This window comes from Nitrospirota bacterium, from assembly GCA_037386965.1.
Taxonomy (GTDB): domain Bacteria; phylum Nitrospirota; class Thermodesulfovibrionia; order Thermodesulfovibrionales; family JdFR-86; genus JARRLN01.
Map to the genome: position 1 here is coordinate 1 of JARRLN010000008.1, position 25,651 is coordinate 25,651.

27 protein-coding genes are annotated in these 25,651 nt (G+C 65.6%); 9 read left to right on the top strand and 18 right to left on the bottom strand.

What is annotated here, in order from left to right; translation table 11 throughout:
• Positions 1-566, top strand: a 566-nt coding sequence (locus P8Y39_02145; protein ID MEJ2191138.1) for a Maf family protein, incomplete at its 5' end; no start/stop codon positions are given.
• 27 nt (positions 567-593) lie between these two features.
• Here the strand turns inward: P8Y39_02145 and P8Y39_02150 are convergent.
• Genes P8Y39_02150 through P8Y39_02160 form a run of 3 tightly spaced genes read right to left on the bottom strand, consistent with a single transcriptional unit; the run spans position 594 to position 2,948 of the window.
• On the bottom strand, positions 594-1,553 hold the full coding sequence (locus P8Y39_02150) for a DUF523 and DUF1722 domain-containing protein (protein MEJ2191139.1): 960 nt from the start codon (positions 1,551-1,553) through the stop codon (positions 594-596).
• Positions 1,550-1,984, bottom strand: coding sequence for an SRPBCC domain-containing protein (locus P8Y39_02155; protein MEJ2191140.1), 435 nt, complete (start codon positions 1,982-1,984; stop codon positions 1,550-1,552). The genes P8Y39_02150 and P8Y39_02155 overlap by 4 nt, the downstream gene beginning before the upstream one ends.
• Positions 1,985-1,988: 4 nt before the next feature.
• Positions 1,989-2,948: an NAD(P)H-binding protein gene (locus P8Y39_02160; protein ID MEJ2191141.1), complete on the bottom strand. Its 960-nt coding sequence runs from the start codon at positions 2,946-2,948 to the stop codon at positions 1,989-1,991.
• Positions 2,949-3,200: 252 nt separating this feature from the next.
• On the opposite strand from P8Y39_02160, the gene P8Y39_02165 reads away from it, so the two are divergent.
• Positions 3,201-3,782, top strand: coding sequence for a DUF2301 domain-containing membrane protein (locus tag P8Y39_02165; GenBank protein MEJ2191142.1), 582 nt, complete (start codon positions 3,201-3,203; stop codon positions 3,780-3,782).
• A 49-nt stretch (positions 3,783-3,831) separates the two neighbouring features.
• On the opposite strand, the gene P8Y39_02170 is transcribed toward P8Y39_02165, so the two are convergent.
• Positions 3,832-4,926 carry a DUF2914 domain-containing protein gene (locus P8Y39_02170; GenBank protein ID MEJ2191143.1) on the bottom strand — a complete coding sequence of 365 codons (1,095 nt, stop codon included), beginning with the start codon at positions 4,924-4,926 and terminating at the stop codon, positions 3,832-3,834.
• A 107-nt stretch (positions 4,927-5,033) separates the two neighbouring features.
• Positions 5,034-5,354, bottom strand: a complete 321-nt coding sequence (locus P8Y39_02175) for an isoamylase early set domain-containing protein (GenBank protein MEJ2191144.1) — start codon at positions 5,352-5,354, stop codon at positions 5,034-5,036.
• Positions 5,355-5,767: 413 nt separating this feature from the next.
• On the opposite strand from P8Y39_02175, the gene P8Y39_02180 reads away from it, so the two are divergent.
• The 7 genes from P8Y39_02180 to lptD all read left to right on the top strand — a co-directional run bounded on the left by P8Y39_02180 (position 5,768) and on the right by lptD (position 13,001).
• On the top strand, positions 5,768-5,974 hold the full coding sequence (locus tag P8Y39_02180) for a hypothetical protein (GenBank protein ID MEJ2191145.1): 207 nt from the start codon (positions 5,768-5,770) through the stop codon (positions 5,972-5,974).
• On the top strand, positions 5,971-7,140 hold the full coding sequence (trpB, locus tag P8Y39_02185; GenBank protein MEJ2191146.1) for a tryptophan synthase subunit beta: 1,170 nt from the start codon (positions 5,971-5,973) through the stop codon (positions 7,138-7,140). Before P8Y39_02180 ends, trpB begins: the two co-directional genes overlap by 4 nt.
• A 62-nt stretch (positions 7,141-7,202) precedes the next feature.
• Entirely contained in the window at positions 7,203-8,033 is an 831-nt protein-coding gene (gene trpA, locus P8Y39_02190) for a tryptophan synthase subunit alpha (protein ID MEJ2191147.1), read from the top strand.
• A gap of 19 nt (positions 8,034-8,052) precedes the next feature.
• A complete protein-coding gene (locus tag P8Y39_02195) occupies positions 8,053-8,811 on the top strand; it encodes a 3',5'-cyclic-nucleotide phosphodiesterase (protein ID MEJ2191148.1) in 759 nt (252 codons plus the stop codon).
• A 5-nt stretch (positions 8,812-8,816) separates the two neighbouring features.
• Positions 8,817-9,683 (top strand): acetyl-CoA carboxylase, carboxyltransferase subunit beta, encoded by an 867-nt coding sequence (accD, locus tag P8Y39_02200; GenBank protein ID MEJ2191149.1) that lies wholly within the window; start codon positions 8,817-8,819, stop codon positions 9,681-9,683.
• A 67-nt stretch (positions 9,684-9,750) separates the two neighbouring features.
• Entirely contained in the window at positions 9,751-11,058 is a 1,308-nt protein-coding gene (locus tag P8Y39_02205; GenBank protein MEJ2191150.1) for a bifunctional folylpolyglutamate synthase/dihydrofolate synthase, read from the top strand.
• Positions 11,040-13,001 (top strand): LPS assembly protein LptD, encoded by a 1,962-nt coding sequence (gene lptD / locus P8Y39_02210; protein MEJ2191151.1) that lies wholly within the window; start codon positions 11,040-11,042, stop codon positions 12,999-13,001. Before P8Y39_02205 ends, lptD begins: the two co-directional genes overlap by 19 nt.
• Positions 13,002-13,213: 212 nt before the next feature.
• Here the strand turns inward: lptD and P8Y39_02215 are convergent, their stop codons facing one another.
• From P8Y39_02215 to P8Y39_02275, 13 genes are all read right to left on the bottom strand, one after another.
• Positions 13,214-14,248, bottom strand: a complete 1,035-nt coding sequence (locus P8Y39_02215; GenBank protein ID MEJ2191152.1) for an ATP-binding cassette domain-containing protein — start codon at positions 14,246-14,248, stop codon at positions 13,214-13,216.
• Positions 14,249-14,303: 55 nt separating this feature from the next.
• A complete protein-coding gene (locus P8Y39_02220; GenBank protein ID MEJ2191153.1) occupies positions 14,304-15,305 on the bottom strand; it encodes an ABC transporter ATP-binding protein in 1,002 nt (333 codons plus the stop codon).
• A gap of 8 nt (positions 15,306-15,313) precedes the next feature.
• Positions 15,314-16,018 carry a tetratricopeptide repeat protein gene (locus P8Y39_02225; GenBank protein ID MEJ2191154.1) on the bottom strand — a complete coding sequence of 235 codons (705 nt, stop codon included), beginning with the start codon at positions 16,016-16,018 and terminating at the stop codon, positions 15,314-15,316.
• A 49-nt stretch (positions 16,019-16,067) separates the two neighbouring features.
• Positions 16,068-16,394, bottom strand: coding sequence for a zinc ribbon domain-containing protein (locus tag P8Y39_02230; protein ID MEJ2191155.1), 327 nt, complete (start codon positions 16,392-16,394; stop codon positions 16,068-16,070).
• Between the two features lie 3 nt (positions 16,395-16,397).
• Entirely contained in the window at positions 16,398-17,351 is a 954-nt protein-coding gene (hemC, locus tag P8Y39_02235) for a hydroxymethylbilane synthase (protein ID MEJ2191156.1), read from the bottom strand.
• Positions 17,352-17,438: 87 nt separating this feature from the next.
• Positions 17,439-18,710 (bottom strand): glutamyl-tRNA reductase, encoded by a 1,272-nt coding sequence (gene hemA, locus P8Y39_02240; protein ID MEJ2191157.1) that lies wholly within the window; start codon positions 18,708-18,710, stop codon positions 17,439-17,441.
• On the bottom strand, positions 18,707-19,522 hold the full coding sequence (gene ccsB / locus P8Y39_02245) for a c-type cytochrome biogenesis protein CcsB (GenBank protein MEJ2191158.1): 816 nt from the start codon (positions 19,520-19,522) through the stop codon (positions 18,707-18,709). Before ccsB ends, hemA begins: the two co-directional genes overlap by 4 nt.
• A complete protein-coding gene (locus P8Y39_02250; protein ID MEJ2191159.1) occupies positions 19,522-19,671 on the bottom strand; it encodes a hypothetical protein in 150 nt (49 codons plus the stop codon). Before P8Y39_02250 ends, ccsB begins: the two co-directional genes overlap by 1 nt.
• The gene (locus P8Y39_02255) at positions 19,664-20,203 is read right to left on the bottom strand and encodes a hypothetical protein (protein ID MEJ2191160.1); all 540 of its coding nucleotides are present in this window, start codon (positions 20,201-20,203) and stop codon (positions 19,664-19,666) included. The genes P8Y39_02250 and P8Y39_02255 overlap by 8 nt, the downstream gene beginning before the upstream one ends.
• 416 nt (positions 20,204-20,619) lie before the next feature.
• Positions 20,620-22,911: a type I DNA topoisomerase gene (topA, locus tag P8Y39_02260; GenBank protein MEJ2191161.1), complete on the bottom strand. Its 2,292-nt coding sequence runs from the start codon at positions 22,909-22,911 to the stop codon at positions 20,620-20,622.
• Between the two features lie 135 nt (positions 22,912-23,046).
• Positions 23,047-23,223, bottom strand: coding sequence for a hypothetical protein (locus P8Y39_02265; GenBank protein MEJ2191162.1), 177 nt, complete (start codon positions 23,221-23,223; stop codon positions 23,047-23,049).
• A 2-nt stretch (positions 23,224-23,225) separates the two neighbouring features.
• Entirely contained in the window at positions 23,226-24,311 is a 1,086-nt protein-coding gene (dprA, locus tag P8Y39_02270; GenBank protein ID MEJ2191163.1) for a DNA-processing protein DprA, read from the bottom strand.
• A gap of 12 nt (positions 24,312-24,323) precedes the next feature.
• Complete coding sequence (locus P8Y39_02275) at positions 24,324-25,517, bottom strand: argininosuccinate synthase (GenBank protein MEJ2191164.1); 1,194 nt, start codon at positions 25,515-25,517, stop codon at positions 24,324-24,326.
• Between the last annotated feature and the right edge of the window lie 134 nt (positions 25,518-25,651).

Here is a 25,651-nt window from a genome sequence, read left to right on the forward strand (position 1 = left end):
TCCTTGCTTCGGCCTCTCCCCGCCGGAGGCGCATCCTGGAGGAGGCGGGCATTCCCTTCGCCGTCCTTGAGAGCAGGTACGCCGAGGACCTCTCCCTGCCGCTTCCCCCGGCGGAGCTGGCCCGGCACATCGCCCGGGGCAAGGCCCGCGAGGTGGCCGCCCGCCGTCCGCAGGCGGCCGTCCTGGCCGCCGACACCCTGGTCGTCCTGCAGGGCGCCGTCCTGGGGAAGCCCGCAGACCCCGGCGAGGCCCGCCGGATGCTCCGGGCCCTCTCGGGAAGGGCGCACACGGTCATAACGGGGTTTGCCGTGGTGGTCCCGGGGGGCAGGGAGATAGTCCGCTCCGTGGAAAGCACGGTCCGGTTCAGGCCCCTCTCCGGGGAGGACATCGAGGAATACGTCAGAAGCGGGGAGCCCCTGGACAAGGCCGGGGCCTACGGCATCCAGGAGAGGGGGGCGGCCCTGGTCGAGGGCGTCCAGGGGGATTTCCTCAACGTGGTGGGCCTCCCCCTCGGGGCCGTCAAGCAGGCGCTCCGGGAGCTGGGCCTCATCGCGCCCTCCGATTAGAAAAGTGACTGGCCACTGGCTGGCCAGTCAGGGGCCGAAGCGGAGGGCGGCCTCCGCGGGGTCGGGGTTCAGGTAGACCTGTTTTTGAAGATACTCCACCCCGAAAGTGCGGGCGTAGTGGTTTATGAGGGTGAGGGGGGAAAGAAGCGGGGTCTTCCCCAGGTGGTAGGCGCTCATGAGCTCCAGAAGCTCCATCTTCTCATCCGGTTTCAGGTCCTTCTTGAAGTACCCCATGGCGTGGTACAGGACGTTGACGTTCTTCCGCCGCGTGGCCAACTGGTGCAAGGCGTCCATGAGGGCGTCGATATAAAGGCGAAGAAGCTCCTCCCTCAGGTGCTCCTTGCCGCGGGCCACCAGGCGTCCCAGCTCCCGGCAGCGCTCGGGGCTGTGGGCCATGAGGAGGAGCTTGTGCCTGCCGTGAAACTCCACCAGGGCGTGCAGGGAGCCCCCTTCCCTGAGCATCTCGAGCCAGCGCCTCCGGACGAAGAGCCGGGTGAGCCAGTTATCCCTCAGGTGGATGTCCCCGAGAAGCTCCTCGTCTATGACCGGGAGGCTGCCGAGCCCGTCCATGAGGGCGCGAGCGAAGATGCCCACCCCCCGCGTGCCGGGCACTCCGCCTCCGGGGGGATAGACCTTCACCCCTCGAAGGCCGCAGCTCGGCGAGCGGGTCTTGAGGACGAAGCCCGACAGGCCTGTCCCCTCCAGCTCCGCGACCTTCCCTGCCGACCAGGCGGAGAGCCTTTCCGTAAAATCCGTGTCCGTTTCCCATCCCAGGAGAAGGGGAGCGTCGGGGTCGCCCACCTGGCGCATGGGCTCCCGCGGGACCGAAAGACCCGATTCGGTCTCGGGACAGACGGGCACCCAGGCCACGTGCTGCGCTAGGGTGCCCGTGACGTAGCGGTCCAGCCTGTCCCCGCCGTCAAAGCGCACCTTCTCGCCGAGGAGGCAGGTGCAGACCCCCACGCGAGGGGCTCCTTCCGCGCTCACCGTCCCGCCTCCGCCCACTGTTTCAGCTCCTTGAGCATCGCCTTCACGAGGTGGCGCAGCCGCTCCTCCCCCAGCGCTCCCAGGAGCATGCGGACCGGCCCGCCCCTCAGGGTCTCCCGGCTGGTGAGCACCACGCCCCCGGGCACCTCGTCGAAGAAGAACTCATGAAGAGCATACACGCCGTAAACGCGCGCCGACCAGGCGACCCTCCGGCCGGGGACCACCTCCTCCACCCGGGGCCTCACGTTTATGGGGAAGACGAAGGGCCGGATGCAGTAGGCGAAGCGCTTTCCCTTTTTCATCCGGGGGGAGCCCTCCGCCTCGACGTCCGTGACGGTGGTGCTCCACTCGTTCCAGCAGGAAAGGTCGATGAGGGCCTCCCAGACGCGCTCGCGCGAGGCGTGGATTGCCATTGACTCCTCGATGACCATGCCTCTAAAAGCCCGTCACCCCGGGGCCCGAGGTCTCCTCAGAGAAAGCGATGCGCACCGCCTCGTGGAAAGGGGTCTTCTTTACGGGCACGTATTTATCGATGCGGCTGTCCCGGCAGACGACCTCGCTTTTGAGGCCCTCGATGAGGGGATGGGCGATGCCCGAGGCAACGGGGGTGACGAGGTCCACCCAGTAGGCCGAAAGGAGGGGCGTAAGGAGGGGCACCCGGAAGATGACTCTCCTGGCCAGGCCGCGGGCCGCGGCGTACTGCTGTATCATCTCCCGGTAGGTGAGCACCTCGGGGCCGCAGACGTCAAAGCTCTCTCCGGCGGTCTCGGGGGCGAGGAGGCAGCCTATCATGTACTCAAGCACGTCCCTCACGGCGATGGGCTGGATGCGGGTGTCTATCCACTTGGGGCAGACCATCACGGGGAGCCGCTCCGTCAGGTAGCGGAGCATTTCGAAGGAGGCGCCCCCCGCCCCGATGACGATGGCCGCCCGGAGGACCGTCGCCCGGGGGCCCCCGGAGGAGAGTATCCGGGCCACCTCGGCGCGGCTCCTCAGGTGCTCGGAAAGCCCCGGGCCGGTCTCCCCCAGCGCCCCCACGTAGATGACGCGCCCGAGGCCCGTCCGCCGGGCCGCCCGCATGAAGGTCTCCGCGATGCGCCGGTCCGTCTCGGCATAGACCCTGTTGCGGGCGATGCTCCGTCCGCCCATGGAGTGGATGAGATAGAACGCCGCGGTCATGCCCGTGAGGGCCCGGGCAAGGTCCTCTTCATCCAGGGCGTCCCCCTGGACGACTTCCATGCGCTCGCGCAAGCCCGGCTCGATTTTCCCCGGCTGCCGCACCATGGCCCGCACGGGTATGCCCCGGGAGAGAAGCTCCGGGAGAAGCCTTCTGCCGAGAAACCCCGTGGCCCCGAGCACCAGGGCGCGGTGCCCCGCTTCCTTGTTGCCGTCCATGAAGAAAGTCTATCACCTTTGCCCCGCCGCCACCATCGTGCACGCTCCTCTCCGGCTCTGGAACCTATCTCAAAATCGCTTCCGGCTGCAAGAGGCCCAAATGGCGTCATACGGCGTCCTGAAGGGGAAATCGTCCTCAACGCAGCGCTGCTGCGCCTCTGGGCGATTTCCCCTTCCCTCCTTGTCTGCCGCCATTTCTTCTCTCTTTCGCTTCGAAATCAATTTTGGGATAGGTTCTGGTAACATAGGGTCATGGGAGAGCGGGTCATTTATCAGCCCCTTACCCCGGGGGACAGGCTGACCGTAGTGCTCTACCGGGCGGGCATCGTCCTGGCGGCCCTCATCATCGCCGCGGCGGCCTTCCTCATGAACCTCGGAGAACAGGTCCCCTATAACCTGCTCCTTTACGGGGTTTACGGCTCCGCCGCCCTGAGCGTTTTCTTCATTCATCTTTACATCGGCAAGCTCAAGCGCCTGCTGATGGCCTGCTACGCCGCGGCCCTGGCCGCCCTGGGCCTTCTGCTTGCTCTGGGCGGGGGCGACCCCGCTCTGTACATCGCCGCCCATCCCCAGGGCCTGCTTCTCCTCCTGCCCGTCTCTTTCTGCCTGGGGTTTGCCACGGCCAAGGAGGCCTTCTGCTTTCAGCTCCCGGAGGGATATCTCCTGGCAATCGTCATGCCCCTTTTCCTCCTGGTGCTGTCCACCGGGCAGGTGGGCACGAGGGGCGCGTCCTACGGGCTGTTCGTCATCACCGGCATGTACCTGTACTTCCTCGCCCGGAAGCTCTTCATGCCCCTGGCCTACGACATCGGCGACAAGTCCGCCTACCAGTAGCTGGGCTACCAGTAGCCGGCTGCCACTAGCCAGCTACCAGCAGCCCACGTCATTTGACCGCAGTCGTCCACGACCTCTTTGCATCGCCGGCGGCTATGACGTCGAAGACCACGTAGCCCACGAGCAGGCCGCCCCCGGTCCGGACCTCCACCCTCCACCTGCCTGGGGCGGCGTACTGCTTGAAGGTATAGCCCCTGTAACCCTTCCCCCTTCCGCCCGAGATCTCAAAGGGCAGCCGGTCGGTGGTCACCCATTGTTTCTTCCTCGGGCTGTAGGTCTGCCACAGGTGATAGATGTCCTTGGTCAATCCCACAGGGGCGAAGACGGCGGTAAAGCAATACACTCTGTCGCCCGGGGCATAGACGAAGGGCTCGTCGTCTCTCGCCCAGAACCTGTACCAGGGGGGCTTCTGATACGTCAGGCGATAACGGCCGTCCATCCGCTCTACACTGTGATAAACGCCCATGTCCTTGAGGGAGAGGGGCACCGGAGGTATCCAGTTCATCACATAAAAGACGTTCAGCATAACGAAGAGCCCTCCTACCAGGGCCCCCGTGAAGGCGAACTCACCTCGTCCCTTGAAGACGCCCCTTCTGACGAAGGAGCGCATGAGCGCGCCCGTGACGAGAAGGCCGAAGAGGGTGCTCAGAACAAAGGTCCCATGGTTCATTGCCTTGAAGACCACGGGGATGAAGAAGACGAGGAAGCTGCTCGTGGCCAGGAAGTACAGCGACATCTGAAGGGGCAGGTTCTCAAGCCTATTCTCCAGAAACTCGTTGGCGACGAGAAGCAGGACCAGGATGATGAGAAACAGGGAGGTCCGTCCCATGGAGGCGCTCTGAAAGTAAAAGACCACGTAGCTGCTCAGGAGCCCGCCCAGAAAGAACTGGATGCCCAGGGGATACCACCGCCTGTGGCGCTCCAGAAGGGGACGGTTCAGCCGCCCTCCGGAGGTAAGGTTTGTGATGACGATGAGCCCGCCCAGCAAAAGCAGGTATGCAAGGAGGACGAGGTTATCGACAAGGTTGTCTATCCGGGTGAGGGTAAGACTGTCCCACAGGAATCCGGCCAGGAAGAAAACCACGGGCATGTACTTCCTGTGCCGGGAAAAGAAGTCTTTCGTGCCCCGAACGAGATGCCCCACCCGGATATTCTACGGGATGAGGGTGAAAAGGTGCCTTCTCCCGTGGCGTGCCGTCCCGACACACAGGGAACGGTGTCCCTCCCGTCTCCAGGCGCCGGCTGGCCGCCTCAGGTGACGACGACGGAGTCGTCCGAGCCGAACTGGTTCGGCTCGTAGCGGTCGGCGCACCAGTCGTTCTCCCACCGGGAGCCGTCGATGAGGTAACGGTAGCGGTAGGCGCCGTTGGACGGCAGCTTGACGGTCACCTTGAAAGAGTCCTTGCTGGCCTTCAGGGGAATGCCTTTCATGTCCCAGTCGTTGAAGTCTCCCACGAGGACCACTTTACGGGCCTTGGGGGCGGCATCCTTGGGCAGGACGAAGGTCACCTGACACTCCGGCTTGCTCTTCAGGTACTTCTTCTTGGCCGCGTAGTCCGTGGACTTGCACACGTGGGGCGATGCCGGGGCCTCGCGGGAAGGCCCTTTGGCCCGGGCTTCCTTCGGGGCCGCCTTCTTTGCCTTGGCGGCCGCTGCCGGGGGGGCTTTGGGAGCGGCTTCAGGGGCTCCCGGAGTCGTCTCGGGGGCCTTGGGAGGTGTCCCGGGGGCTTTGGCAGCAGTTTCCGGGGCTTTCGAAGCCGTCTCGGGGGCTGGGGCCGTGGCCTTCATGGGGTCCCTGGTCGTCTTCGGCGTTTCCTTCTTTGCCCTTCTGGCGGAACGGGGACGTTTTGCTTCAGCGGACATATGCACACCTCGGGGTTTGAATGTCACTAGATTAGCATTGTATTAAGAAGCAGGGGCGTTGTCAACGGAATTGTGACGGGACGCGCCCGGGACCCGATAATAGTCTGATATAATAATTGGATATGGAAAACGACGAGCGGAAAAACGCCCCCCGGGAGAGCATCCTGCACTGCCCCATCTGCGGACGGGAGCTGGACGAAGAGCAGCGCACCGCGGAGGGATGGGAGTGCCGCTGCGGGGAGTTCATCCCGGCCTCGCTGGCGCTTGACTCCCAGGAGGGCTGCACCCACGGGCGCAACTGCAACTGCGGCCGGGAGATGCGCTTTTGAAGGGATACTTCGGGGCCTTCGGCGGCCGGTACGCGCCGGAGACCCTCATGCCCGCCCTGGAGGAGCTGGAGGGCGCCTGGTCGCGCTTGAGGAGGGATGCTTCCTTCCGGCGGGAGCTCGATGAGCTTCGGCGCACCTATGTGGGTCGGCCCACCCCCCTTTACTTCGCCTCCCGCCTGACCGCGAAGCTCGGGGGAGCGCGCATCTACCTCAAACGCGAGGACCTGGCCCACACCGGCGCCCACAAGATAAACAACGCCGTGGGACAGGCCCTTCTGGCCCGCAGGATGGGCAAGGAGCGCCTCATCGCCGAGACCGGGGCGGGGCAGCACGGCGTGGCCACCGCCACGGGTGCCGCCCTGGCGGGCCTGGCCTGCGAGGTCTACATGGGCAGCGAGGACATGCGCCGGCAGGCCCTGAACGTCTACCGGATGCGCCTTCTCGGGGCCACGGTGAGGGAGGTGAGCCTGGGCTCCCGCACCCTCAAGGACGCCATCAACGAGGCCCTGCGCGACTGGACGACCAACGTCCGCACCACCCACTACGTCCTGGGGACCGTCTTCGGCCCCCATCCCTTCCCCTCCATGGTGAAGGACTTTCAATCGGTCATAGGCCGTGAGGCGCGCAAGCAGATATTGAGGGCCGAAGGAAGGCTGCCCGACGTGCTGGTGGCCTGCGTGGGCGGGGGAAGCAACGCCATGGGCCTTTTCCACGAGTTCCTCAAGGACGACGTCCGGATGGTGGGCGTGGAGGCCGGAGGGCAGGGCATCGCCTCCGGCAGGCATGCCGCCCGTTTTGCCGGCGGGGACGTGGGTGTTTTTCAGGGCTGTAAGAGCTATCTCCTTCAGGACGAGGTGGGAAACGTCCTTACCACCCATTCGGTCTCGGCGGGGCTGGACTACGCTTCCGTGGGGCCGGAGCACGCCCATCTCAGGGAAGTGGGCCGGGTGCGCTACACCTACGCCACGGACGAGGAGGCCCTGAGCGCCTTCGACCTCCTATCCCGCACCGAGGGCATCATACCCGCCCTGGAGAGCGCCCACGCCCTGGCCGAGGCCGCGAAGCTCGCCCCCGCGATGCCGAACGCCATCATGGTGGTGAACCTCTCGGGCAGGGGCGACAAGGACGTGGAGCACGTGGCCCGGCTGCGGGGGGCGGAGGTCTGAGCGCCCGAAGCCCGGCACGGGAAACCAAATGACTCAGCCAAAGTGAAGAGCAACTGGTCAGCATGACGCGCATCGGAAAGACATTCAAAAAGCTCAAGCGGAAGGGCCGAAAGGCCTTCATCCCCTACATCATGGCGGGGGACCCCTCGCTTGAGCGCACCGGGGAGCTCATCGGTCTTCTGGAGAGGCACGGGGCCGACATCGTGGAGCTGGGCGTTCCCTTCTCCGACCCCCTGGCCGACGGGCCGGTCATCCAGCGGGCGGCGGAGCGGGCCCTGAAGGGGGGCGTCTCGCTTCGGAAGGTCATCCGCTTCGTCTCCGACATCCGCCGGAAGACGCAGATTCCCCTGGTCCTGATGACGTACTTCAACCCGGTCTTCCGCTACGGCCTGGAGGCCTTCATGCGCGACGCCTCGGAGGCCGGCGTGGACGGGGTCATCGTGCCGGACCTTCCGCCGGAGGAGGCCGGGGAGTACCGGAAACTGGCCAGGGCCCACGGCGTGGACACCATATTTCTGGTGGCGCCCACCTCCACGGAGGAGAGAAGGAAGAAGATAGCCCGGGCCTCCTCCGGGTTTCTGTACTACGTATCCATAACCGGCATCACGGGGGCCAGGCTCGCCCTGGCCGGGGAGGCCGGGGAGAGCATCCGGGCCCTCAGGGAGATGTCGGGCAAACCCGTGGCCCTGGGCTTCGGGGTCTCCACCCCCGAGGAGGCCCGCCAGGTGGCCGCCATGGCCGACGGGGTCATCGTGGGAAGCGCCATCGTCAAGCGCATCGCCCAGGACACCAGTGCCCAGGGCACCAGTGCCCAGGGCACCGTCGCCCCGGACACTGGTGTTCCCGACTCCGGCCTCGAAGAGTTCCTCACCTCCCTCAGAGAGGCCATCTGAGGGAAAGGAAGGCGACGGCGTGGAGGTTCGCGTTCTGGGAGCTTCAGGCAGCGACATGCCCGGCAGGCATCTGCCGGCGTTCCTCGTGGACGGCACCGTCCTGCTTGACGCAGGGACCATAGGGGGCGTTCTCACGGAAAAGGAGCAGCGGAAGATACGCGCCGTCCTCCTGACCCACCCGCACCTGGACCACCTGAGGGCGCTGGCCTTCTTCGGGGACAACCTGGCCCTCCGGGGCAGGACGTGCGCGGTCTCCGTGCGGGCGCTCCCGCCCGTGCTCCGGGCGCTCGCGACCAACATTCTGAACGACAGGGTCTGGCCCGACCTCACGGAAAAACCAGCCCATCCTGTCTTCTCCCTGGATGCCGTGCGTGCGGGCCGTCCCTTCGAGGTGGGGGGTTATCGGGTGTGGGCCCACCGGGTGGACCACGCGGTGCCTGCCGCGGGCTACGTGCTTGAGGACAGGCGGGGCAGACGGCTTCTTTACACCGGGGATACCGGCCCCACGGAGACGCTCTGGAAGGAGACCGCCCGGGGCATCCACTGTGCTATCATAGAGTGTTCGCTTCCCAACAGGATGCGGAAGCTGGCCCTTCGGGCGGGGCACCTCACGCCCGCTCTTCTGGGGGAGGAAATCAGGAAAATGCATCGGGTTCCGGAGCAGATTCTCATCTCGCACGTCAAGCCCCAGTACCATGACGCCGTCGCACGGGAGCTTCGCTTTCTCCGCATGAAGAACCTCCACGTCCTGAGGGACGGGGAGGTGTTCGAGGTATAGGGGATATGTCGGCCTGGTTCAAGAAGACGAAGCAGGGGGGGCCGAAGAAGCAGGTCAAGATACCCGAGGGCCTCTGGGTCAAGTGCGACGGGTGCAAGGAGATCATCTACCGGAAGGAGATAGACCGGAACTTCCAGGTCTGCCCCAAGTGCCGGTACCACTTCCGCATAAACGCCGGGCTGCGTTTGAAGTACCTGGCCGATGACGGGAGCTTCGAGGAGCTGGACCGGGGGGTGACTTCCGCGGACCCGCTTCAGTTCAAGGACCAGAAGCCCTACCCCGAGCGCGTAACCGAGAGCCAGGCCAGAAGCGGCCTGAGGGAGGCGGTCATCTCGGGGAAGGCCCGCATCAAGGGCAACCCGGTGGTGCTGGTCGTCATGGACTTCTCCTTCATGGGCGGCAGCATGGGCTCGGCGGTGGGCGAGAAGCTCGTGCGGGCCGCGGAGCTGGCCCTTTCAGAGAGGACGCCCCTGGTGGCCGTCTCCTCCTCCGGCGGGGCCCGGATGCAGGAGGGCATCCTCTCCCTCATGCAGATGTCCAAGGTCTCGGCGGCCATCGGCAGGCTCAAGGACGCCGGGGTCCCTTACATCTCGGTCATCGCGGACCCCACCTTCGGCGGCGTGACGGCCAGCTTCGCCATGCTCGGCGACGTCATCCTGGCCGAGCCCCGGAGCCTCATCGGGTTTGCCGGTCCCCGGGTCATCGAGCAGACCATCAAGCAGCAGCTTCCCCAGGACTTCCAGCGGGCGGAGTTCCTCCTGTCCCACGGGCTCATCGACGCCATCGTGCAGCGCAGGGACATGAAAAAGACCCTGGCCATCCTTATCGGCCACCTCGCCCCGCCCCCCGCCAAAGAGGCCGTCGCCCGGTAGCCTCCCAAGCCCCCTCCTCGGCGCGCTTATGACAGGGGGACATGGCATGATGTAAAATCTCTCCTGTATGGGCTACACCGACACCATCCAGTACCTCTATGCCCTGGGGCGGCACGGGACCAAGCTCGGCCTGCACAACACCACCGAGCTTCTGGCCCGCTTCGGCAACCCCCAGAGGCGGTTCCGCTCGGTCCACATCGCCGGGACCAACGGCAAGGGCTCCACTGCCGCCTGCCTGGCGGCCATGCTCAAGCAAGGCGGCGCCCGGGTGGGGCTTTTCACCTCGCCCCACCTGGTGAGTTTCACCGAGCGAATGACGGTGGACGGCGTGGAGATAACCGAGGCCGAGGTGGTCTCCCTGGCCCGGGAGGTCCGGGGGCGGTCGGGGGGGCTTACGCCGACCTTCTTCGAGGTGGTCACGGTGATGGGTTTTCTCCACTTCGCCCGGGCCGGGGTGGACTGGGCCGTGGTGGAGACGGGGCTCGGGGGCAGGCTGGATGCCACCAACGTCCTTGCGCCCGCTCTTACCATCATCACCACCCTGGGGATGGATCACCGGGAGTTTCTGGGGGAAAGGCCCGAGGACATCGCCCGGGAGAAGGCGGGCATCATCAAGCCCGGGGTGCCCGTGGTCACGGCACCGCACGGCACGGCGGAGATGGCCGTCATCCGGGAGGCGGCTCTCTCGAGGGAAGCCCCTCTCCATGTTGCGGGAAAGGATTTCCAGGCTGGCATAAAGGCGCGGACCACAGGCGGGCTTGCCTTCGAGTACCGGAGCGATTCTCGCCGGGTGGCCGACGTCTTTCTCCCCCTGGCCGGGGACTACCAGGCCCTGAACGCCTCGCTGGCCATCCGGGCCTTCGAGCTCCTGGCCCCCGAGAAAGGGGAGCTTGCCGGCCTGATAAGGGCGGCCCTGGCCTCCCTGAGGTGGCCCGGGCGGCTTCAGGTCGTGGGCGAAGACCCCCCGGTGCTTATCGACGGGGCCCACAACCCCGATGCCGCGCGCGCCCTGGCAGAGGCGCTGAGGGAGGGCTTTCTCCGTGCCGGCGAGCGCCTCACCCTGCTTGCGGGGGTCATGGCCGACAAGGACATAAAGGGGATACTGGGGCCCCTTTTGCCCCTGGCAAGCAGGGTCATCTTCGCCGCCCCCGCCTTCGGGCGGTCGGCCGAGCCCCGGGCGCTTCGGGAAGCGGCGGCCTCCCTGGGCTTTGCCTCCGAGGCGGCGCCCTCCGTAGGAGAGGCCCTCCAGGCCGCCCGGCAGGGTGGGGACCCGGTGCTCGTCACCGGCTCCTTCTACACCATCGGCGAGGCCATGGAGACCCTGGGGACGCGGGGCACACTCTCACGCCTGAGGGAATGGCACAAGCCGGTCTGAGAAAGATTTTCATTCTGCTGGCCGGGTTTCTTCTCCTTCTGACAGCCCCCGCCCGGGGGGCGAAGGTGCAAATCACCGCCGACTCCATGACCGGGATGGGTGAGGCCTATCTCTTCGAGGGCTCGGTGGTGCTTAAGAGGGAAGGAGCGGTCATCAGGACGGAGCGCGCCCTCTATAACCGCCTCACCGGGGACGTGGAGGCCACCGGCGGGGTCACCTACGAGGACCCCCAGGTAAGCATCCAGGCCCGGCGGGCGGAACTGAACCTCGTCACCCGCACCGGCACCCTCCACGATGCCAGCATCTACATCAAGGAAGAGGGCTTCCACGTCAAGGGCGAGGAGGTGCGGCGCGTCGCCCCCGACCGCTACACCCTCCGCCGGGCATCGGCCACCACCTGTGAGGGGGACGGGGCCGCAGGGGGGGAAGGCTCCCCCGACTGGTGCCTGCGGGGCAGGAAGGTGAACATCCTCCTGGGGGAGTGGCTCAAGGCCACCCACGCCACCTTCCGCATAAAGGGCGTCCCCGTCCTTTACACCCCCTACCTCAACGTCCCCATCATCAGGGAGCGAAGGACCGGCCTGCTCATGCCCACGGCGGGCTACCGGGACCTCACCGGGTTTTTCTATAGCCAGCCCTTCTTCTGGGCCATGGCCGATAACCGGGACGCCACCTTCACCGTCGACTACTACAGCCGCCGGGCCCTGGGCGGTTCGGTGGAGTACCGCTACGTGGAGGGTCCCAAGACGGAAGGCAGGCTCTATGTGCGCGCCCTGGACGACAGCGAGCGGGACGAGGTCTTCTCCGAGTGGCAGGCCTTCCACCGGCAGAGGAGCCGAAACGCCGGAGGCATCCTGGACCTCCGGGTGATAAGCCACGACCAGTACCTCCGCATCTACGAGCCCTACCTGGAGCAAAGCGCCACGCGCTTTACGGAATCCACCGCCAGGCTCTGGGCCTGGGCGGGCCCGGCCCGCCTCTTCCTCCTGGGCCGCTTCCGGCAGGACCTCAAGGAGGGCGTGGATGACGACACGGTGGTGCAGAGCCTCCCGGAGGCGGGCGCCTTCCTCACGCCCACGCGGGTGGGCCCTCTCCTGTTCATGGGGGATGCCGACGGGGTGCGTTTCGACCGGGACCTGGGGGCGCGCGGACAGCGGTACGACCTCCGCCTGAGGACCCTTCATACGCTTGGGCGTGTGCCCGCCCTTACGCAGAGCGTGGAGGTCCGGGAAACCCTGTACGACCTGGCCCGAGCCCCCGGAGAGGACTCGCTGCACAGCGAGGTCTTCACCTACCAGGCCGCCCTGGAGGGCGCGTTCATCCGGCCGGTGGGCGGATACCGGCATTCCCTGGAGCCCGCCCTGACCTACCGGTATGTGCTTACCGAAGGGGACACCGCCCCATTTTTCGACCTGAGGGAACAGGTCCGGGACGAGTCGGTCGTGGCCCTCACGCTCCTGAACCGCCTTTACGGAGAGGGCGGGGAGTACCTGACGGCCCGGGTTGAGCAGGGCTACGACTTTGGCGACGGGAACGCTCACTTTCTTCCCCTGCTCCTGGAGGTCGTCCTCCGGCGGCCCTTTTATGCCGCGGTCTCGGGCACGTACGACCAGGAGGAAGGGCGGGTGGCCGCGGTGAACTCCGCGCTTTCCTTCTCTTACCGCCTCCTGAGGCTTACGGCCGGGCAGAGCTTCGATGCCCGGGCCGACGTCTCCACCTACACGCTTCGGATGAGCCGGCCCCTTACCCGGGCGCTGGATGTGGCCGCCGGGCTGCGGTACGACGACAAGGAGGAAGGGGGGTTCGAAGAGATATGGGCTTCCCTGGGCTACCTGAGCCAGTGCTGGGGGGCCAGGGTGGCCTATGTGCGCCGCCCCCCGGACGACTTCACGGTCCTTGTGAACGTCTCGCTCAAGGGGCTGGGCGAGGTGGGCATTCGATAGCGCTCGTAAGGGGGACTCGCGCCGCTCACAAGGGGGACTTGCGTCCCCCTTGTGTATCCCCCCAAAAACATGTATGGGGATTTGGCATCCCCTTTACGTACCCTCCTGGTAAGGAAAAGTCTTTTTTATCTACCGGGGGCTTGGTGCGTCATAAACGTTCTTTTCCTTTTGAGGGGAGAGAGAGCGAGGGTGGGGCCGGACTAGTTTCCTCTCTAGTCTCCAGTTTCCAGTCTCGGTGTGTTCCACAGGTGGCAGGCAACGGGCCGTCCGCTCTCCGCGGCCAGCCGGGGCACGACCCTGTCGCAGGGCTCGAACCGCCTGGGGCACCGGGGGTGAAAGGGGCAGCCCGGCGGCACGTTCAGCGGGCTGGGGACCTCGCCGGTGAGGATGACCTTCTCGCGCCCGGTCGGCTTTAGCGACGGGGCCGAGCTCAGAAGCACCACGGTATAAGGGTGGCGGGGCTCCCGGAAGAGCTCATCCGCGGGGGCCTGCTCCACTATCTTGCCCAGGTACATCACGGCCACCTCGTCGCTCAGGTACTCCACCACGTGCAGGTCGTGGCTTATGAACAGGTAGGATATGCCGGACTCCCGCCGGAGGTCCATCAGGAGGTTCATGATCTGGGCCTGGATGGAGACGTCCAGGGCCGAGAGGGGCTCGTCGGCCACGATGAGCTCGGGTGAGACGGCCAGGGCCCGGGCGATGCATATCCTTTGCCGCTGCCCGCCGCTGAACTCGTGGGGATAGCGGTCCATGACGTCCTGCAGACCCACCTTCTCAAGGAGCGCGGTCACCCTGTCGCGCAGCTCCTCCGGGGGTGCCAGGGCATGGATGCGCATCGGCTCGGCCACGGTGTCAAAGACCGTCCTGCGGGGGTTCAGGGACGCAAAGGGGTCCTGAAAGATTATCTGCGCCCCCCGGCGGAACCTCTTGAGCTCCTCCCCGTGGAGGGCGGAGATGTTCCTGCCCTTGAAGAGCACCTCTCCCCCGGTGGGCTCCAGAAGCCTGAGCACCAGCCTCGCCACGGTGGACTTCCCGCAGCCGCTCTCCCCCACCAGGGAGAAGACCCTGTCGCGCCCCAGGGTGAAGCTCACCCCGTCCACGGCCCTCAGGTGCTCCCGGCGGGCGAAGGCTCCCCGCCTGAAAGGGAAATGCTTGGCCAGGCCGCGCACCTCAAGGAGGGGCACAGCCGTGCCTGCCCCGGCGGGCCTTCTCTCAAGGGCTTCCCCGGTCCCCGTCTCACTCATGGCACTGACCAGTCAGTTTTCATCTTCACATTGAAACCTTGCAACAACTTGCTTTTCATCTCAATTCCTGCATCGGCACGTGCACTCGGGCATCTCCGCGGAGTATCTCCTCGGAGCGTATGCACCGGGCCCGCTGCTCCGGGCGTACCTCCAGGAGCTCGGGCTCCCGGTCGTGGCAGGCGTCAACCACGCAGGGACACCGGTCGGAGAACGTGCAGCCGGGAGGAAGGTGTCCCGGCCGGGGCACCGTTCCCGGGATGGGCCGGAGCTCCACGCCCCGGGCGCTGGGCAGGGAGCGGAGAAGACCCACCGTGTAGGGATGGGCCGGTCTCTCGAAGAGCATCGCCGACGGTGCGGTCTCCACCAGGCGCCCGGCGTACATGACGGCCACCGTTTCGGCGTTCTCGGCGATGATGCCCAGGTCGTGCGTGATGAGCAGAAGGGCCATATGCTTTTCGTCGACCAGCTCCCTGAGCATCCGGAGCAGCTGGGCCTGGATGGTGACGTCCAGGGCCGTGGTGGGCTCGTCCGCGATGAGCACGGCGGGGCTGCATGCGATGGCCATGGCCATCATGACCCGCTGCCTCATCCCGCCGGACATCTGGTGGGGATACTCCCGCATACGGACTTCCGGGGAGGGGATGTGCACCGCGCGGAGGATGCCCCGGGCTATCTTCTCGGCCTCCTTGCGGCCCACTTTCAGGTGTGTCCTGATGACCTCCTCTATCTGGTAGCCCACCCGGAGCACCGGGTTCAGGGAGGTCATGGGCTCCTGGAATATCATGGATATCTCGCACCCGCGAATGCGCCGGAGCTCGGCGTCCTTGAGGCCGAGGAGGTTTCTCCCGCCGTAGGCGACCTCCCCGGTGGCCTGCATCCCCGGGGGCAGGATGCCCATGACGGCCAGGGCCGTAAGGCTCTTGCCGCAGCCGCTCTCCCCCGCAAGGCCGAAGACGGTCCCCTTTTTCAGGGAAAGCGACAGGTCCTTGACGACCTCGACCACGCCCTGGGCGGAGTGGAAGGAAATGTTCAGGCCGTTGATTTCGAGGACGGACACTCCCTGGGTCAGCCCCCCCGCCGGAGGATGTGCAGGAAGGTCCTTGCTTCCTTGAGCTCCGGGTCCTGCCCCGCCGCCTGCTCCCACTCCGCGAAGGCCAGGCCCATGTGGCCCTTCAGATAGTACGTCAGGCCAAGCTGCACCCGGGCCTGCCCGTAGACGGGGTTTGCCTGCTTGGCCTTGGTCAGCTCGGTGATGGCGTCGTCAAAGAGGCCCTTCTCCCTGAGGGCCATCCCCAGGCGGGTGTGGATGTCGGTCAGGCCGGGCCGCCGGGCGAGGGCCTTCCGGTACTCCTCTATGGCCTCGTCGAAGGAGCCCATGGAGTAGTAGATGTTGCCCAGCCTGTAATGCTCGTTGGCCAGCTTCCCGGCGGCGTAGCAGTCCCTGTAGCCGTTCTGCCGGGGGGCGTCCTTCACCAGGGTCATGAAGACCTCGTAGGCCCGGTCGGTGGCCCCCATCTCGTTGAGGGTGATGGTGAGGTTCAGGGCGGCCTCCGTATAGCCGGGGTTGACGTTGAGGGCCCGCTCGAAGTACTCGCACGCCTCCTCGAGCCGGCCGTCCAGGTGCGCGATGACGCCGAGCTTGTTCAGGACGTCGGCATACCGGGGTTTCTGCCGGGCGACCTCCTTGAGGATGCCTTCGGCTTCGATGTAGTTGTTCTTCTCGAAGAGGTCGCTGGCGCGCTCGTAAAGTTCCTTCGTTTCCCAAGGCATGAAAAAAGTATAGGTGGTTGCGGAAAATTCTGTCAAGTTTTCCGCTTCCTTACCGGGGAAGGGAATGGCCGCACTCCGGGCAGTTCTCCCCGCGGGGCACGTACTTTCCGCAACCGGGGCACTCCACCATCTCGATGGGAAGCTCCCGCCCGCAGTGCTTGCAGACCTGGGCCTCCTCCTTGATGATTTCGGCACAATAGGGGCATTTCTTCGTCCTGCCCCTGGAGACGGTGGACGGAAGCACCAGGACCAGAAGGACCAGAATGGGGAAGAGAAAGCACAGCGCACCCCATAGGGCGGTGTTTCTGCCCTTGCGTTCGGCAATGAGGGCGCCCGCAACACCGGTTACGATGCTCAGGATGAGAAAGCGGAACACCCTCTAGCTTGACAGCTCGCCGTTCAGCGGCGGCTCCTTTCCGTAGATCTCGGCCAGTATGCGGTTCGCCCCCATCCCCAGAAGCTCCTCGGCAAGGGCGGTCCCCAGGGCGGCGGCCTCCGCGGCCGCTCCCTCCCGGTGCGCCCGGATGATGGTGTCGCCCGAGACGCTGCCCACCAGCCCGTCCATGACGAGCCTCCCGTCTGCCAGGTATGCATGGGCGGCGATGGGCACCTGGCAGCCCCCTTCCAGTCTGATGAGGGCCGCGCGCTCCGCCGTCACGCAGACAGTGGTCTCCTCGTGGGCCAGCGGGGCGATAAGCCCGTTTACGAAGGCATCGTCCTTCCGGCACTCTATGCCCACGGCCCCCTGGGCTATGGCCGGCAGCGAGACCGAGGGCTCCAGGACCTCGGTGATGCGGTCCTCGAACCCCAGGCGCTTCACCCCGGCGGCGGCCAGCACGATGGCGTCGAACTGCCCCTCCTCCAGTTTCCGGAGCCTGGTGTCCAGGTTGCCCCGGAGGGAGACGATTTCGAGGTCCCCGCGGGCGTTGGCAAGCTGCGAGGAGCGCCGGAGGCTCGACGTCCCCACGGTGGCCCCCCGGGGAAGCTCCTTGAAGGTCCCCTTGGTGCTTATCAGGGCGTCGCGCGGGTCCTCCCTATGAAGGATGGCCCCCAGGTGAAGGCCCTCGGGCAGGTAGGTGGGCACGTCCTTCATGCTGTGCACGGCAAGGTCCGCCTCGCCCCTGAGCAGGGCCTCCTCTATCTCCTTGACGAAGAGGCCCTTGCCGCCCACCTTGGCCAGGGGGACGTCCAGTATCTTGTCCCCGGTGGTCTTTATCTTCAGGAGCTCCACGGCCAGGGACGGGTTTGCGCCGGCAATGAGCGAGCGAACCCACTCGGCCTGCCAGAGGGCGAGCTTGCTCCCCCGCGTGGCGATAACGACCTTGTCTTTCACTCTCGGACCTCGCTTCTCATTGAAGTACCCATGTCGTACAGCCTCCCGGATGATTTAAAAGGGGGACTGGTCCCCGGGGACGGGTCCCTAGTCCCCGCCTTTGTCGTTGAGCGTGTAGAGGCGCTTGATGGTGGCGATGAGGATGTCCTTGTCCTCGGCGTCTTCCTTGAGGGCCGCGGTGGGCGGATGGATGAGCTTGTTGACGATGGCCGAGGCCAGGGCCTCCACGGCCTTTCTCTCCTTTTCGCCCAGGCCGCCCATCTTGTTCAGGGCCCGCTCCAGCTCCTGCCTCTTTATCCCCTCGGCGTGCTCCCTCAGGGCCTTGATGGTGGGGACGGAATCCAGCGACGCCTGCCAGCGCCGGAAAGTCTCTATCTCCTCCTCGACGATGCCCTCGGCCTTTTGGGCCTCCTTCTCGCGCTCCTTGACGTTGGTGTCCACGACCCCTTGCAGGTCGTCCACGTCATAGAGGTAGACGTTGGGCAGGTCGTTTATCCCGGGGTCGACGTTGCGCGGGACCGAGATGTCGATGACGAAGACGGGCTTCTGCTTGCGCTCCTTCATGAGGGCGTGCATGTCGGGCCGGGTAATCACGTAGGTGGGAGCGCCGGTGGAGCAGATGACGATGTCGGTCCCGAGCATTTCGTCGAGGAAGCTCTCGAAATGTACCGGCCTGCCGTTCATTTCCCGGGCCAGCTCCACCCCCCGCTCGTAGGTGCGGTTGGCCACGATGAGCTCCCTGATGCCGGTGCTCTGGAGATGCTTGGCGGCAAGCTCGGCCATCTCCCCCGCGCCCAGGAGCATGACGGCGTGTTCGTTCAGGTCACGGAATATCTTTCTGGCCAGCTCCACGGCGGCGAAGCTGATGCTGACGGCGTTCTCTGCAATGGCCGTCTCGGTGCGGATGCGCTTGGCCACGGATATGGATTTCTTCATGAGCTTGTTCAGGAAGACCCCGGTGGCCTTCCTGGAGAGGGCGAACTCGAAGGCGTCCTTCATCTGCCCCAGAATCTGGGGCTCCCCCACCACCATGCTGTCCAGGCTGGCCGCCACCCGGAAGGCGTGGCGGACGGCCTCCTGGTCGGTCTTCACGTACAGGGCGCCCTCGAGCAGGGAGGGGTCTATGCCGTGGAAGCTCGCGCAGAAGGCCTCGACGGACCGGGCGGCCAGCTCGGGCTCCCGGGTGCTTATGTACATCTCCACCCGGTTGCAGGTGGACAGCACCAGGGCCTCCTGCACCTCCGGCAGGGAGCACAGGGCCGTGAGCCCGTCCTGGAGCTTCGGGCCGTCGAAGGCGAGCTTCTCCCTCACCTCCACGGCGGCGCTCTTGTGGTTCAGGCCCACGACCAGAAGCCTCATGGGAAGATGTGCAACCCCTTATGGAAGAACTTGATGCCGAAAAACGCCCCCACGATGACCAGGAAGCCCAGTATGGAGAGCACCGAGGCGCGCCTGCCCCGCCAGCCGGCCACCAGCCGGGCGTGCAGGATGATGGCGTAAAGGAACCAGATGATGAGCGACCACACCTCCCGCGGGTCCCATCTCCAGTAGCTGCCCCAGGCCGAGTCGGCCCAGAGCGCCCCGGTGACGATGGCCAGCGTCATCAGGGGAAACCCGATGGTGATGAGCCGGTAGTTCAGGTAGTCCAGCATCTGGATGCTCGGCAGCCGGTCGAACAGGCCCCCCATGTGCTTGGACTTCAGATAGTGCTCCTGCACCAGGTACATGATGCCCGTGACAAAGGCCAGCGCGAAGGCCGCGTCGCCCGTGAAGGCAAGGAACGTATGTATCCACAGCCAGTAGCTCTGAAGCGTGGGCGACAGGGGCTTGATGTCGCGCGAGAGCATCGAGGAGGCCAGCATCAGCAGAAAGACCACCGGCATGATGAAGGAGCCCATGAGCCCGATGCGGTAGCGCATCCTGAGGACGAAGAAAAGAAGCATGATGGACCAGGCGAAGAAGCTCGCCGCCTCATGAGGGCTGCTGATGGGCAGATGCCCGGCGGCGGCGTACCGGTAGAGGATGCTGACCGTGTGGTTTGCAAACCCCAGGCCCGCCGATATCATCATCAGCCAGGAGGTGGCGCGGGAGCCGCGGATGATCTCGATGACGCCGAACAGGGCGGCCGCGAAGTAGAAGGTCAGGGCCAGCTCGAAGGGATATACACTCATCAGAAGCACCCCAGCTGGCAGTCGGTTATCTTTATGGAAAGCTCGTTGGCGGCCTGGCCCACCTCCTTGCGGGGGACCCCCAGCTCCCTGGCGATGCCCATGGCCTCCGCGCAGGAGAGCCTGCCGTCACGGGCGCGCTCTCTAAGCATGTCTTTCAGTTCTTCTTTCATGGAAAACCTCGTCGATGTGAGCCAGCAGGCCGTCACGGTCGTCGCGGTGAAAGAGCGCGCACCCGGAAGGCGTCTCCTCGGGGGGCGCACCGGCGTGGACGACGATGTCGGACACTCTGAGCACGGCCCGTGCACTTTCTTTGCCTCTGCCCGGCTCACCAGCCATGTATATTACGATATCGGGCTTTAAAAGCTCAATCGCGCTGTTTCCCTCCACCACCACGCCCTCCAGGTGGGAAAGCCTCTCCACGGACATCCTGAGGGTCTCGGCCATGTCCTCCTCGGTGGCCTGCACCCAAAGGACCTCCTGAGCCCCCGCCTCAAGCATCCGGGCGGTGTCCTTGTCCTTCTGCGCCAGGGCGCTCCGGCCATCGGTGAGGGCGGTGTAAAGGAGGGTGGGCGTGCATTTGAGGGCGCCCCACCCCTTCAGGTGTCTGAGGAGGACCTCGGCCGCCGTGGTCTTGCCCGCGCCCGAATGGGCGCCCCCGATGCCGATGAGAAAAGGAGCCATGCATTTATTATAAAATTTTTCCACCATCCCAGGCACCCGGGCGCGCCCTGGAGCGTTCTGACATCGAAATGTCGTGCCCAAGGGACGGCTCCGGAACCAACTACATCTCGATTGAAGTTTAAAAAGGGGACTGGCCGGGCACGGCCCGGCCAGGCTCGGCCTGGAGCGACTTAACATCGGGGCGTGGTGCCCAAGGGACGGTCCAACCACGTCTCGATGGTTAAAGAAAAGGGGACTGGTCCCCCCGGGCGCGGCCCGGAACGACTTAACATCGGAGCGTGGTGCTCAAGGGACGGTGGGACCGCGTGTGTTGTTCAAGAGACGGCTCCGGAACCAACGACGTTTCGCTGGTTAAAGAAAGGGGCACTGGTGCCCCAACCACGTCTCAATTGATGTTTAAAATGGGCACTGGTGCCCTAGGCGGCTTCGGGTTCCTTGAGTTCTTCCTTGTGGCCGCATTCCTTGCGGATGCAGCTTTTCACCACCCGGCCGGAGCGCTCTTTCTTGATGACCATGAAGGGGGCTCCGCAAGCGGGGCATTTCTCCGGGATGGGCTTGTGCCAGATGGCGAACTTGCACTGGGGGTAGTTCGAGCAGCTCCAGAAGGGCTTGCCCCTCTTGGTGCGGCGCTCGATGAGGTCGCCGCCGTCTTCGGGGCATTTGACCCCCGTGGAGAGGGGCTTGGTGGTCTTGCACTCGGGGTAGCGCGAGCAGGCAATGAAAGGGCCGAAGCGCCCTCGTTTGAGCACCATGGGCGCTCCGCAGGTGGGGCAGACCTCTCCGGTGGGCTTCTCCTCGGGGGCCTCCCGCTTCTCTCCTTCCAGGGGGCGGGTGTTCTTGCAGGCGGGGTAGGCCGAGCAGGCCAGGAATCTGCCGTGGCGGCCCCAGCGGATGACCATGGGGGCGCCGCACTTCTCGCAGACTTCGTTGGTCTCGATGTCCTTGGGCTTGACCTTGCCCTGCACCTGGGAGGCGGAGACGAGGTCCTTTTCGAAGGGGCCGTAGAAGTCCTTGACCACGTCCACCCAGCGGAAGTCCCCGGTCTCTATCTTGTCGAGCTTGTCCTCCATGCGGGCGGTGAAGCCGAGATCCAGGAGCTCGGCGAAGTTCTCCACCAGGTAGTCGTTGACCACCATGCCCAGCTCGGTGGGCACGAACCGCTTGTCCTCCCTGTGGACGTACTTGCGGTCGGCGATGGTGGAGAGTATGGCGGCGTAGGTGCTGGGCCTGCCGATGCCCTTCTCCTCCAGGGTCCTGACCAGCGAGGCCTCGGTGTAGCGCGGCGGCGGCTGGGTGAAGTGCTGCCGGGGCAGGAGCTCCTTGAGGGTGAGCCTGTCTCCCTCGGCCAGGGGCGGGAGCATGGCGCCCTCCTCTTCCTCGCCCGGGGCTTGGTCGGCGCCCTCGGAGTACAGGGCCATGAACCCGGGGAACTTCATCACGTTGCCCGTTGCCCTGAAGACGGCCGCCGCGCCGTTACGGGCGGCTATCTCGAAGGTGGTCTGCTCCAGCTCCGCGGGCTTCATCTGGCTGGCCATGAACCTGTTCCAGATGAGGGTGTAGAGCCTCTGCTGGTCGCGGGAGAGGTAGGGTTTTACCGCCTCCGGGGGCTTCGTCATGAGGGTGGGCCGGACGGCCTCGTGGGCCTCCTGGGCGCCGGCCTTGCTCTTGTAGGCCGGCGGCGAGGGCGGCAGGTAGTCCTTGCCGAACCTCTCCCGGATGTATTTCCGCGCTCCGGCTTGCGCTTCGGCGGCCACGCGAACGGAATCGGTCCTCATGTAGGTGATGAGGCCCACCGCTCCTTCGGGCCCCAGCTCCACGCCCTCGTAAAGCTGCTGGGCCAGGACCATGGTCTTCTTGGCCGCGAAGCCCAGCTTGCGCGAGGCCTCCTGCTGAAGGGTGCTGGTTGTGAAGGGCGCGGCAGGGGAGCGCCTCCGGAGCTTCTTCTCCACCCCGGATAGGGTGTACTCGGCCTGGCGGAGGTCGCCGGCGGCTCTCTCGGCCTGCTCGGCGCTGGTCAGGAGGAACCGCTCGCCCTCCGGGGCGTCGCGGTTGATGACGACCGCGCCCTCCAGGGTGTGCAGGCGGGCGTTGAACGCGGGCGGTTTCGGTCCCGCCAGGGAGGCGACGATGGACCAGTACTCCTCCTGCTTGAAGGCCTCTATCTCTCTTTCCCTGTCCACGACGAGGCGCAGGGCCACCGATTGGACGCGGCCCGCGCTCAATCCCCGGCGGACCTTCTTCCACAGAAGGGGGCTCAACTGATAGCCCACCAGCCGGTCCAGCACCCGCCGGGCCTGCTGGGCCTCCACCTTGTCCATGTCTATCCTGCCGGGGTGCTCCATGGCCTCCTTGACCGCGCGGGCCGTAATCTCGTTGAAGGTCACCCGGTGGATGGCGTGCTCCTTGGAGCCGTTTATCTCGGTGGCGATGTGGTAGGCTATGGCCTCGCCCTCGCGGTCGGGGTCCGGGGCCAGATAGATGTCCCGGGCTTTGGCCGCGGCCTGCTTGAGCTCCTTGACCACCTTCTCCTTGCCCGGGATTATCTGGTAGTCCGGGCGGAAGGCGTCCTTTACCTCCACGCCGAGCACCTTGGCCGGCAGGTCCTTGACGTGGCCCACCGAGGCCTTGACGGCGTACTGCTTGCCCAGTATCTTATTGATAGTCCGCGCTTTTGCGGGTGATTCCACGATAACGAGCTTTGAAGCCATGTCTGCTTTTCCCCTCCCGTGCGACGTATTACTAACCAGTTAGTTTTTGTCTTTGCATTGAAGCTGTGAAAATACCTTACACCCCATGGACTTTAGGGCATTGATACGCTTCGAAATCAATTTTTGAGACAGGTTCTAATGCCAGGTAATCTTGTCTCCGCCCAGGAAGACCACGGAGTAGATGGTGTCCATGTCCATGTCGGTCTCCCTCATGAGGATAAGGACCATCGCCGCCCGGAGGCTGTCCATTGCCTCGGAGTCATTGAGGTAGTCCGTGAATTCCCGGGTTTCTTCTATCTGTCCCTTTGCCACGCCTAAAGAATCTGAAACCTCTTCCCCTCAGTCTGTCCGACGACCCCTTTCAGCTCCAGCTGAAGCAGAAGGGCCAAGGCCGTGGAGACGCCCATCCCGCACTCCCGGGAGATGTCGTCTATATGCCTGGGCTCCCTGCTCATCGCCTCGCATAGGGCCTTCTCCTCGTCGGAGAGAGGGACCGTGTCCCCCCTTCTGGCAGATTTTATATAACCTCGGAGCTGGGGCGCAAGTTCCTGAATCACATCTTGGGCCCCCAGGGCGACGCGTGCCCCGTCGCGTATGAGGGCGTTGGTCCCTTCGGAGACCGCCGAGCTGATGTTGCCCGGGACGGCGAATACTTCCTTGCCCTGCTCCAGGGCATGGCGGGCCGTAATGAGCGAGCCGGACCGGGCCGCGGCCTCGATGACCACCACCCCCAGGGACAAGCCGCTTATGAGCCTGTTTCGCCGGGGGAAATTCTGCTGAAGCGGCGGCCTGCCCGGCGGAAATTCCGACATCACCGCCCCGGTCTCGGTCATCCGGAGCATGAGCCCCCTGTTTTCGGCCGGATAAAGCACGTCTATTCCCGAGCCCAGCACGCCCAGGGTCCGCCCGCCGGCCTTGAGCGCCCCCTTGTGGGCGGCGGCATCCACGCCCCGGGCCAATCCGCTCACCACGGTAAGGCCCATGCCGGCCAGCTCGGCGGCCATTGTCTCGGCCGTGGCCAGCCCGTAGCGGGTGGGCCGCCGTGAGCCCACCATGGCCACGGCGAACCGGTCCTCCCGGACGATTTCTCCCCTCAGGTAAAGCACCAGGGGCGCGTCCTCGCCCAGGGCGAGGAGACCCTCGGGGTAGCCCTCCTCGCCCTCCAGGCATACCCTGACGCCTTCGCGCCGGAGCAGGGCGAGATTCCTCTCCAGCTCCTCGAAGCCCCCGAACTCCCGGATGCCCGCGGCCCTTTTTCCCCCCATGCCCGGCACCCGGGCAAGCTCCCCCGTGTCGGCCCCGAAGACGGCCTCCGCGGAGCCGAAGTGCCGGAGCAGGCGCCGCACGGTCATCGGTCCCAGCAGGGGGAGGGAACAGAGGGCCAGCAGGGCGGTGTCCACGGGCGGCCGGCCTTACTGGCGGCCCAGAAGGCGTCCGATTCTCAGGCGTAAGGCGGTAAGCTTTATGAACCCCTCGGCGTCGGCCTGGTCGTATACCCGCTCGGGCCCGAAGGTAGCATAGCCCGGGTGGTAGAGGCTCACCGGGGACTTTCGGCCCACCACGGAGACCGAGCCCTTGTAGAGCTTGAGCCGGGCGGTGCCGGTTACCTTCTTCTGGATGTCGTCCACCATGCCCTGCAGGGCCTCCCGCTCGGGGGAGAACCAGAAGCCGTTGTACACCAGCTCGGCGTACCGGGGCATGAGGGAGTTGCCGAGGTGCATGACCTCCCTGTCCAGGGTGACCGACTCCACGGCCCTGTGCGCGGCGTGAAGCACGGTCCCCCCGGGGGTCTCGTAGACCCCCCGGGACTTCATCCCCACGAAGCGGTTCTCCACGATGTCCAGGCGTCCCACCCCGTGGCTGCCGGCCAGGGCGTTGAGCTTCTCAAGGAGCGTGTGGGGCTTCATCCTCCGCCCGTTCACACTCACCGGGTTTCCCTCGTGGTAGCCCACCTCCACGTAGGCGGGCTTCTGGGGGGCCCGCTCCGGCGGCACCATCATGGTGTACATGTCCGCCGGGGGCTCGGCCCAGGGGTCCTCCAGAACTCCTCCCTCGTAGCTTATATGCAGGAGGTTCATGTCGGTGGAGTACGGCTTTTTCCGGGTGGCGGGCACCGGGATGCCCTTTTCCTTCGCATACTGGATGAGGGCCTCGCGGCCCTCGAAGCCCCACTCGCGCCAGGGCGCGACGACCGTGACCTCGGGCATGAGGGCGTAGTAGGCAAGCTCAAAGCGCACCTGGTCGTTTCCCTTGCCCGTGGCCCCGTGGGCCACGGCAGTGGCCTTCTCCCTGCGCGCCACCTCTATCTGTTTTTTGGCGATGAGGGGCCGGGCGATGGAGGTGCCCAGCAGGTAGCCCCCCTCGTAGACGGCGCCCGCCCGGAGCATGGGAAAGACATGGTCGCGGACGAACTCCTCCCTCAGGTCCTCCACGTAGACCTTCGAGGCCCCGGTGGCGAGGGCCTTTTTCCGTACCGCCCTCAGGTCCTCCTTCTGGCCCAGGTCGGCGCAGAAGGCGACGACCTCCGCGCCGTACCGCTCCTTGAGCCAGGCGATGGCCACCGAGGTGTCAAGCCCCCCGGAGTAGGCTAGAACGATCTTCTTCACCGCGTCCTCCGAAGAAAAATCTTTCCGGCGCCCGAAGGTCGCCGAAAAGAATAAAACCTTATCACAAAAAACAAATACCGGTCAATCGGCCGCCAGGCCACCAGCGGGCGGCCAGCCGCCCACCAGTGGCTTTT

Bases quoted from the DNA above. Each gene is read 5' to 3' on its own strand.
- P8Y39_02155 (MEJ2191140.1), bottom strand. From the start codon at position 1,984: ATGGTCATCGAGGAGTCAATGGCAATCCACGCCTCGCGCGAGCGCGTC.
- P8Y39_02160 (MEJ2191141.1), bottom strand. From the start codon at position 2,948: ATGGACGGCAACAAGGAAGCGGGGCACCGCGCCCTGGTGCTCGGGGCC.
- P8Y39_02165 (MEJ2191142.1), top strand. From the start codon at position 3,201: ATGGGAGAGCGGGTCATTTATCAGCCCCTTACCCCGGGGGACAGGCTG.
- P8Y39_02180 (MEJ2191145.1), top strand. From the start codon at position 5,768: ATGGAAAACGACGAGCGGAAAAACGCCCCCCGGGAGAGCATCCTGCAC.
- trpA (MEJ2191147.1), top strand. From the start codon at position 7,203: ATGACGCGCATCGGAAAGACATTCAAAAAGCTCAAGCGGAAGGGCCGA.
- accD (MEJ2191149.1), top strand. From the start codon at position 8,817: ATGTCGGCCTGGTTCAAGAAGACGAAGCAGGGGGGGCCGAAGAAGCAG.
- P8Y39_02205 (MEJ2191150.1), top strand. From the start codon at position 9,751: ATGGGCTACACCGACACCATCCAGTACCTCTATGCCCTGGGGCGGCAC.
- lptD (MEJ2191151.1), top strand. From the start codon at position 11,040: ATGGCACAAGCCGGTCTGAGAAAGATTTTCATTCTGCTGGCCGGGTTT.
- P8Y39_02215 (MEJ2191152.1), bottom strand. From the start codon at position 14,248: ATGAGTGAGACGGGGACCGGGGAAGCCCTTGAGAGAAGGCCCGCCGGG.
- P8Y39_02225 (MEJ2191154.1), bottom strand. From the start codon at position 16,018: ATGCCTTGGGAAACGAAGGAACTTTACGAGCGCGCCAGCGACCTCTTC.
- hemA (MEJ2191157.1), bottom strand. From the start codon at position 18,710: ATGAGGCTTCTGGTCGTGGGCCTGAACCACAAGAGCGCCGCCGTGGAG.
- ccsB (MEJ2191158.1), bottom strand. From the start codon at position 19,522: ATGAGTGTATATCCCTTCGAGCTGGCCCTGACCTTCTACTTCGCGGCC.
- P8Y39_02250 (MEJ2191159.1), bottom strand. From the start codon at position 19,671: ATGCTTAGAGAGCGCGCCCGTGACGGCAGGCTCTCCTGCGCGGAGGCC.
- P8Y39_02255 (MEJ2191160.1), bottom strand. From the start codon at position 20,203: ATGGCTCCTTTTCTCATCGGCATCGGGGGCGCCCATTCGGGCGCGGGC.
- topA (MEJ2191161.1), bottom strand. From the start codon at position 22,911: ATGGCTTCAAAGCTCGTTATCGTGGAATCACCCGCAAAAGCGCGGACT.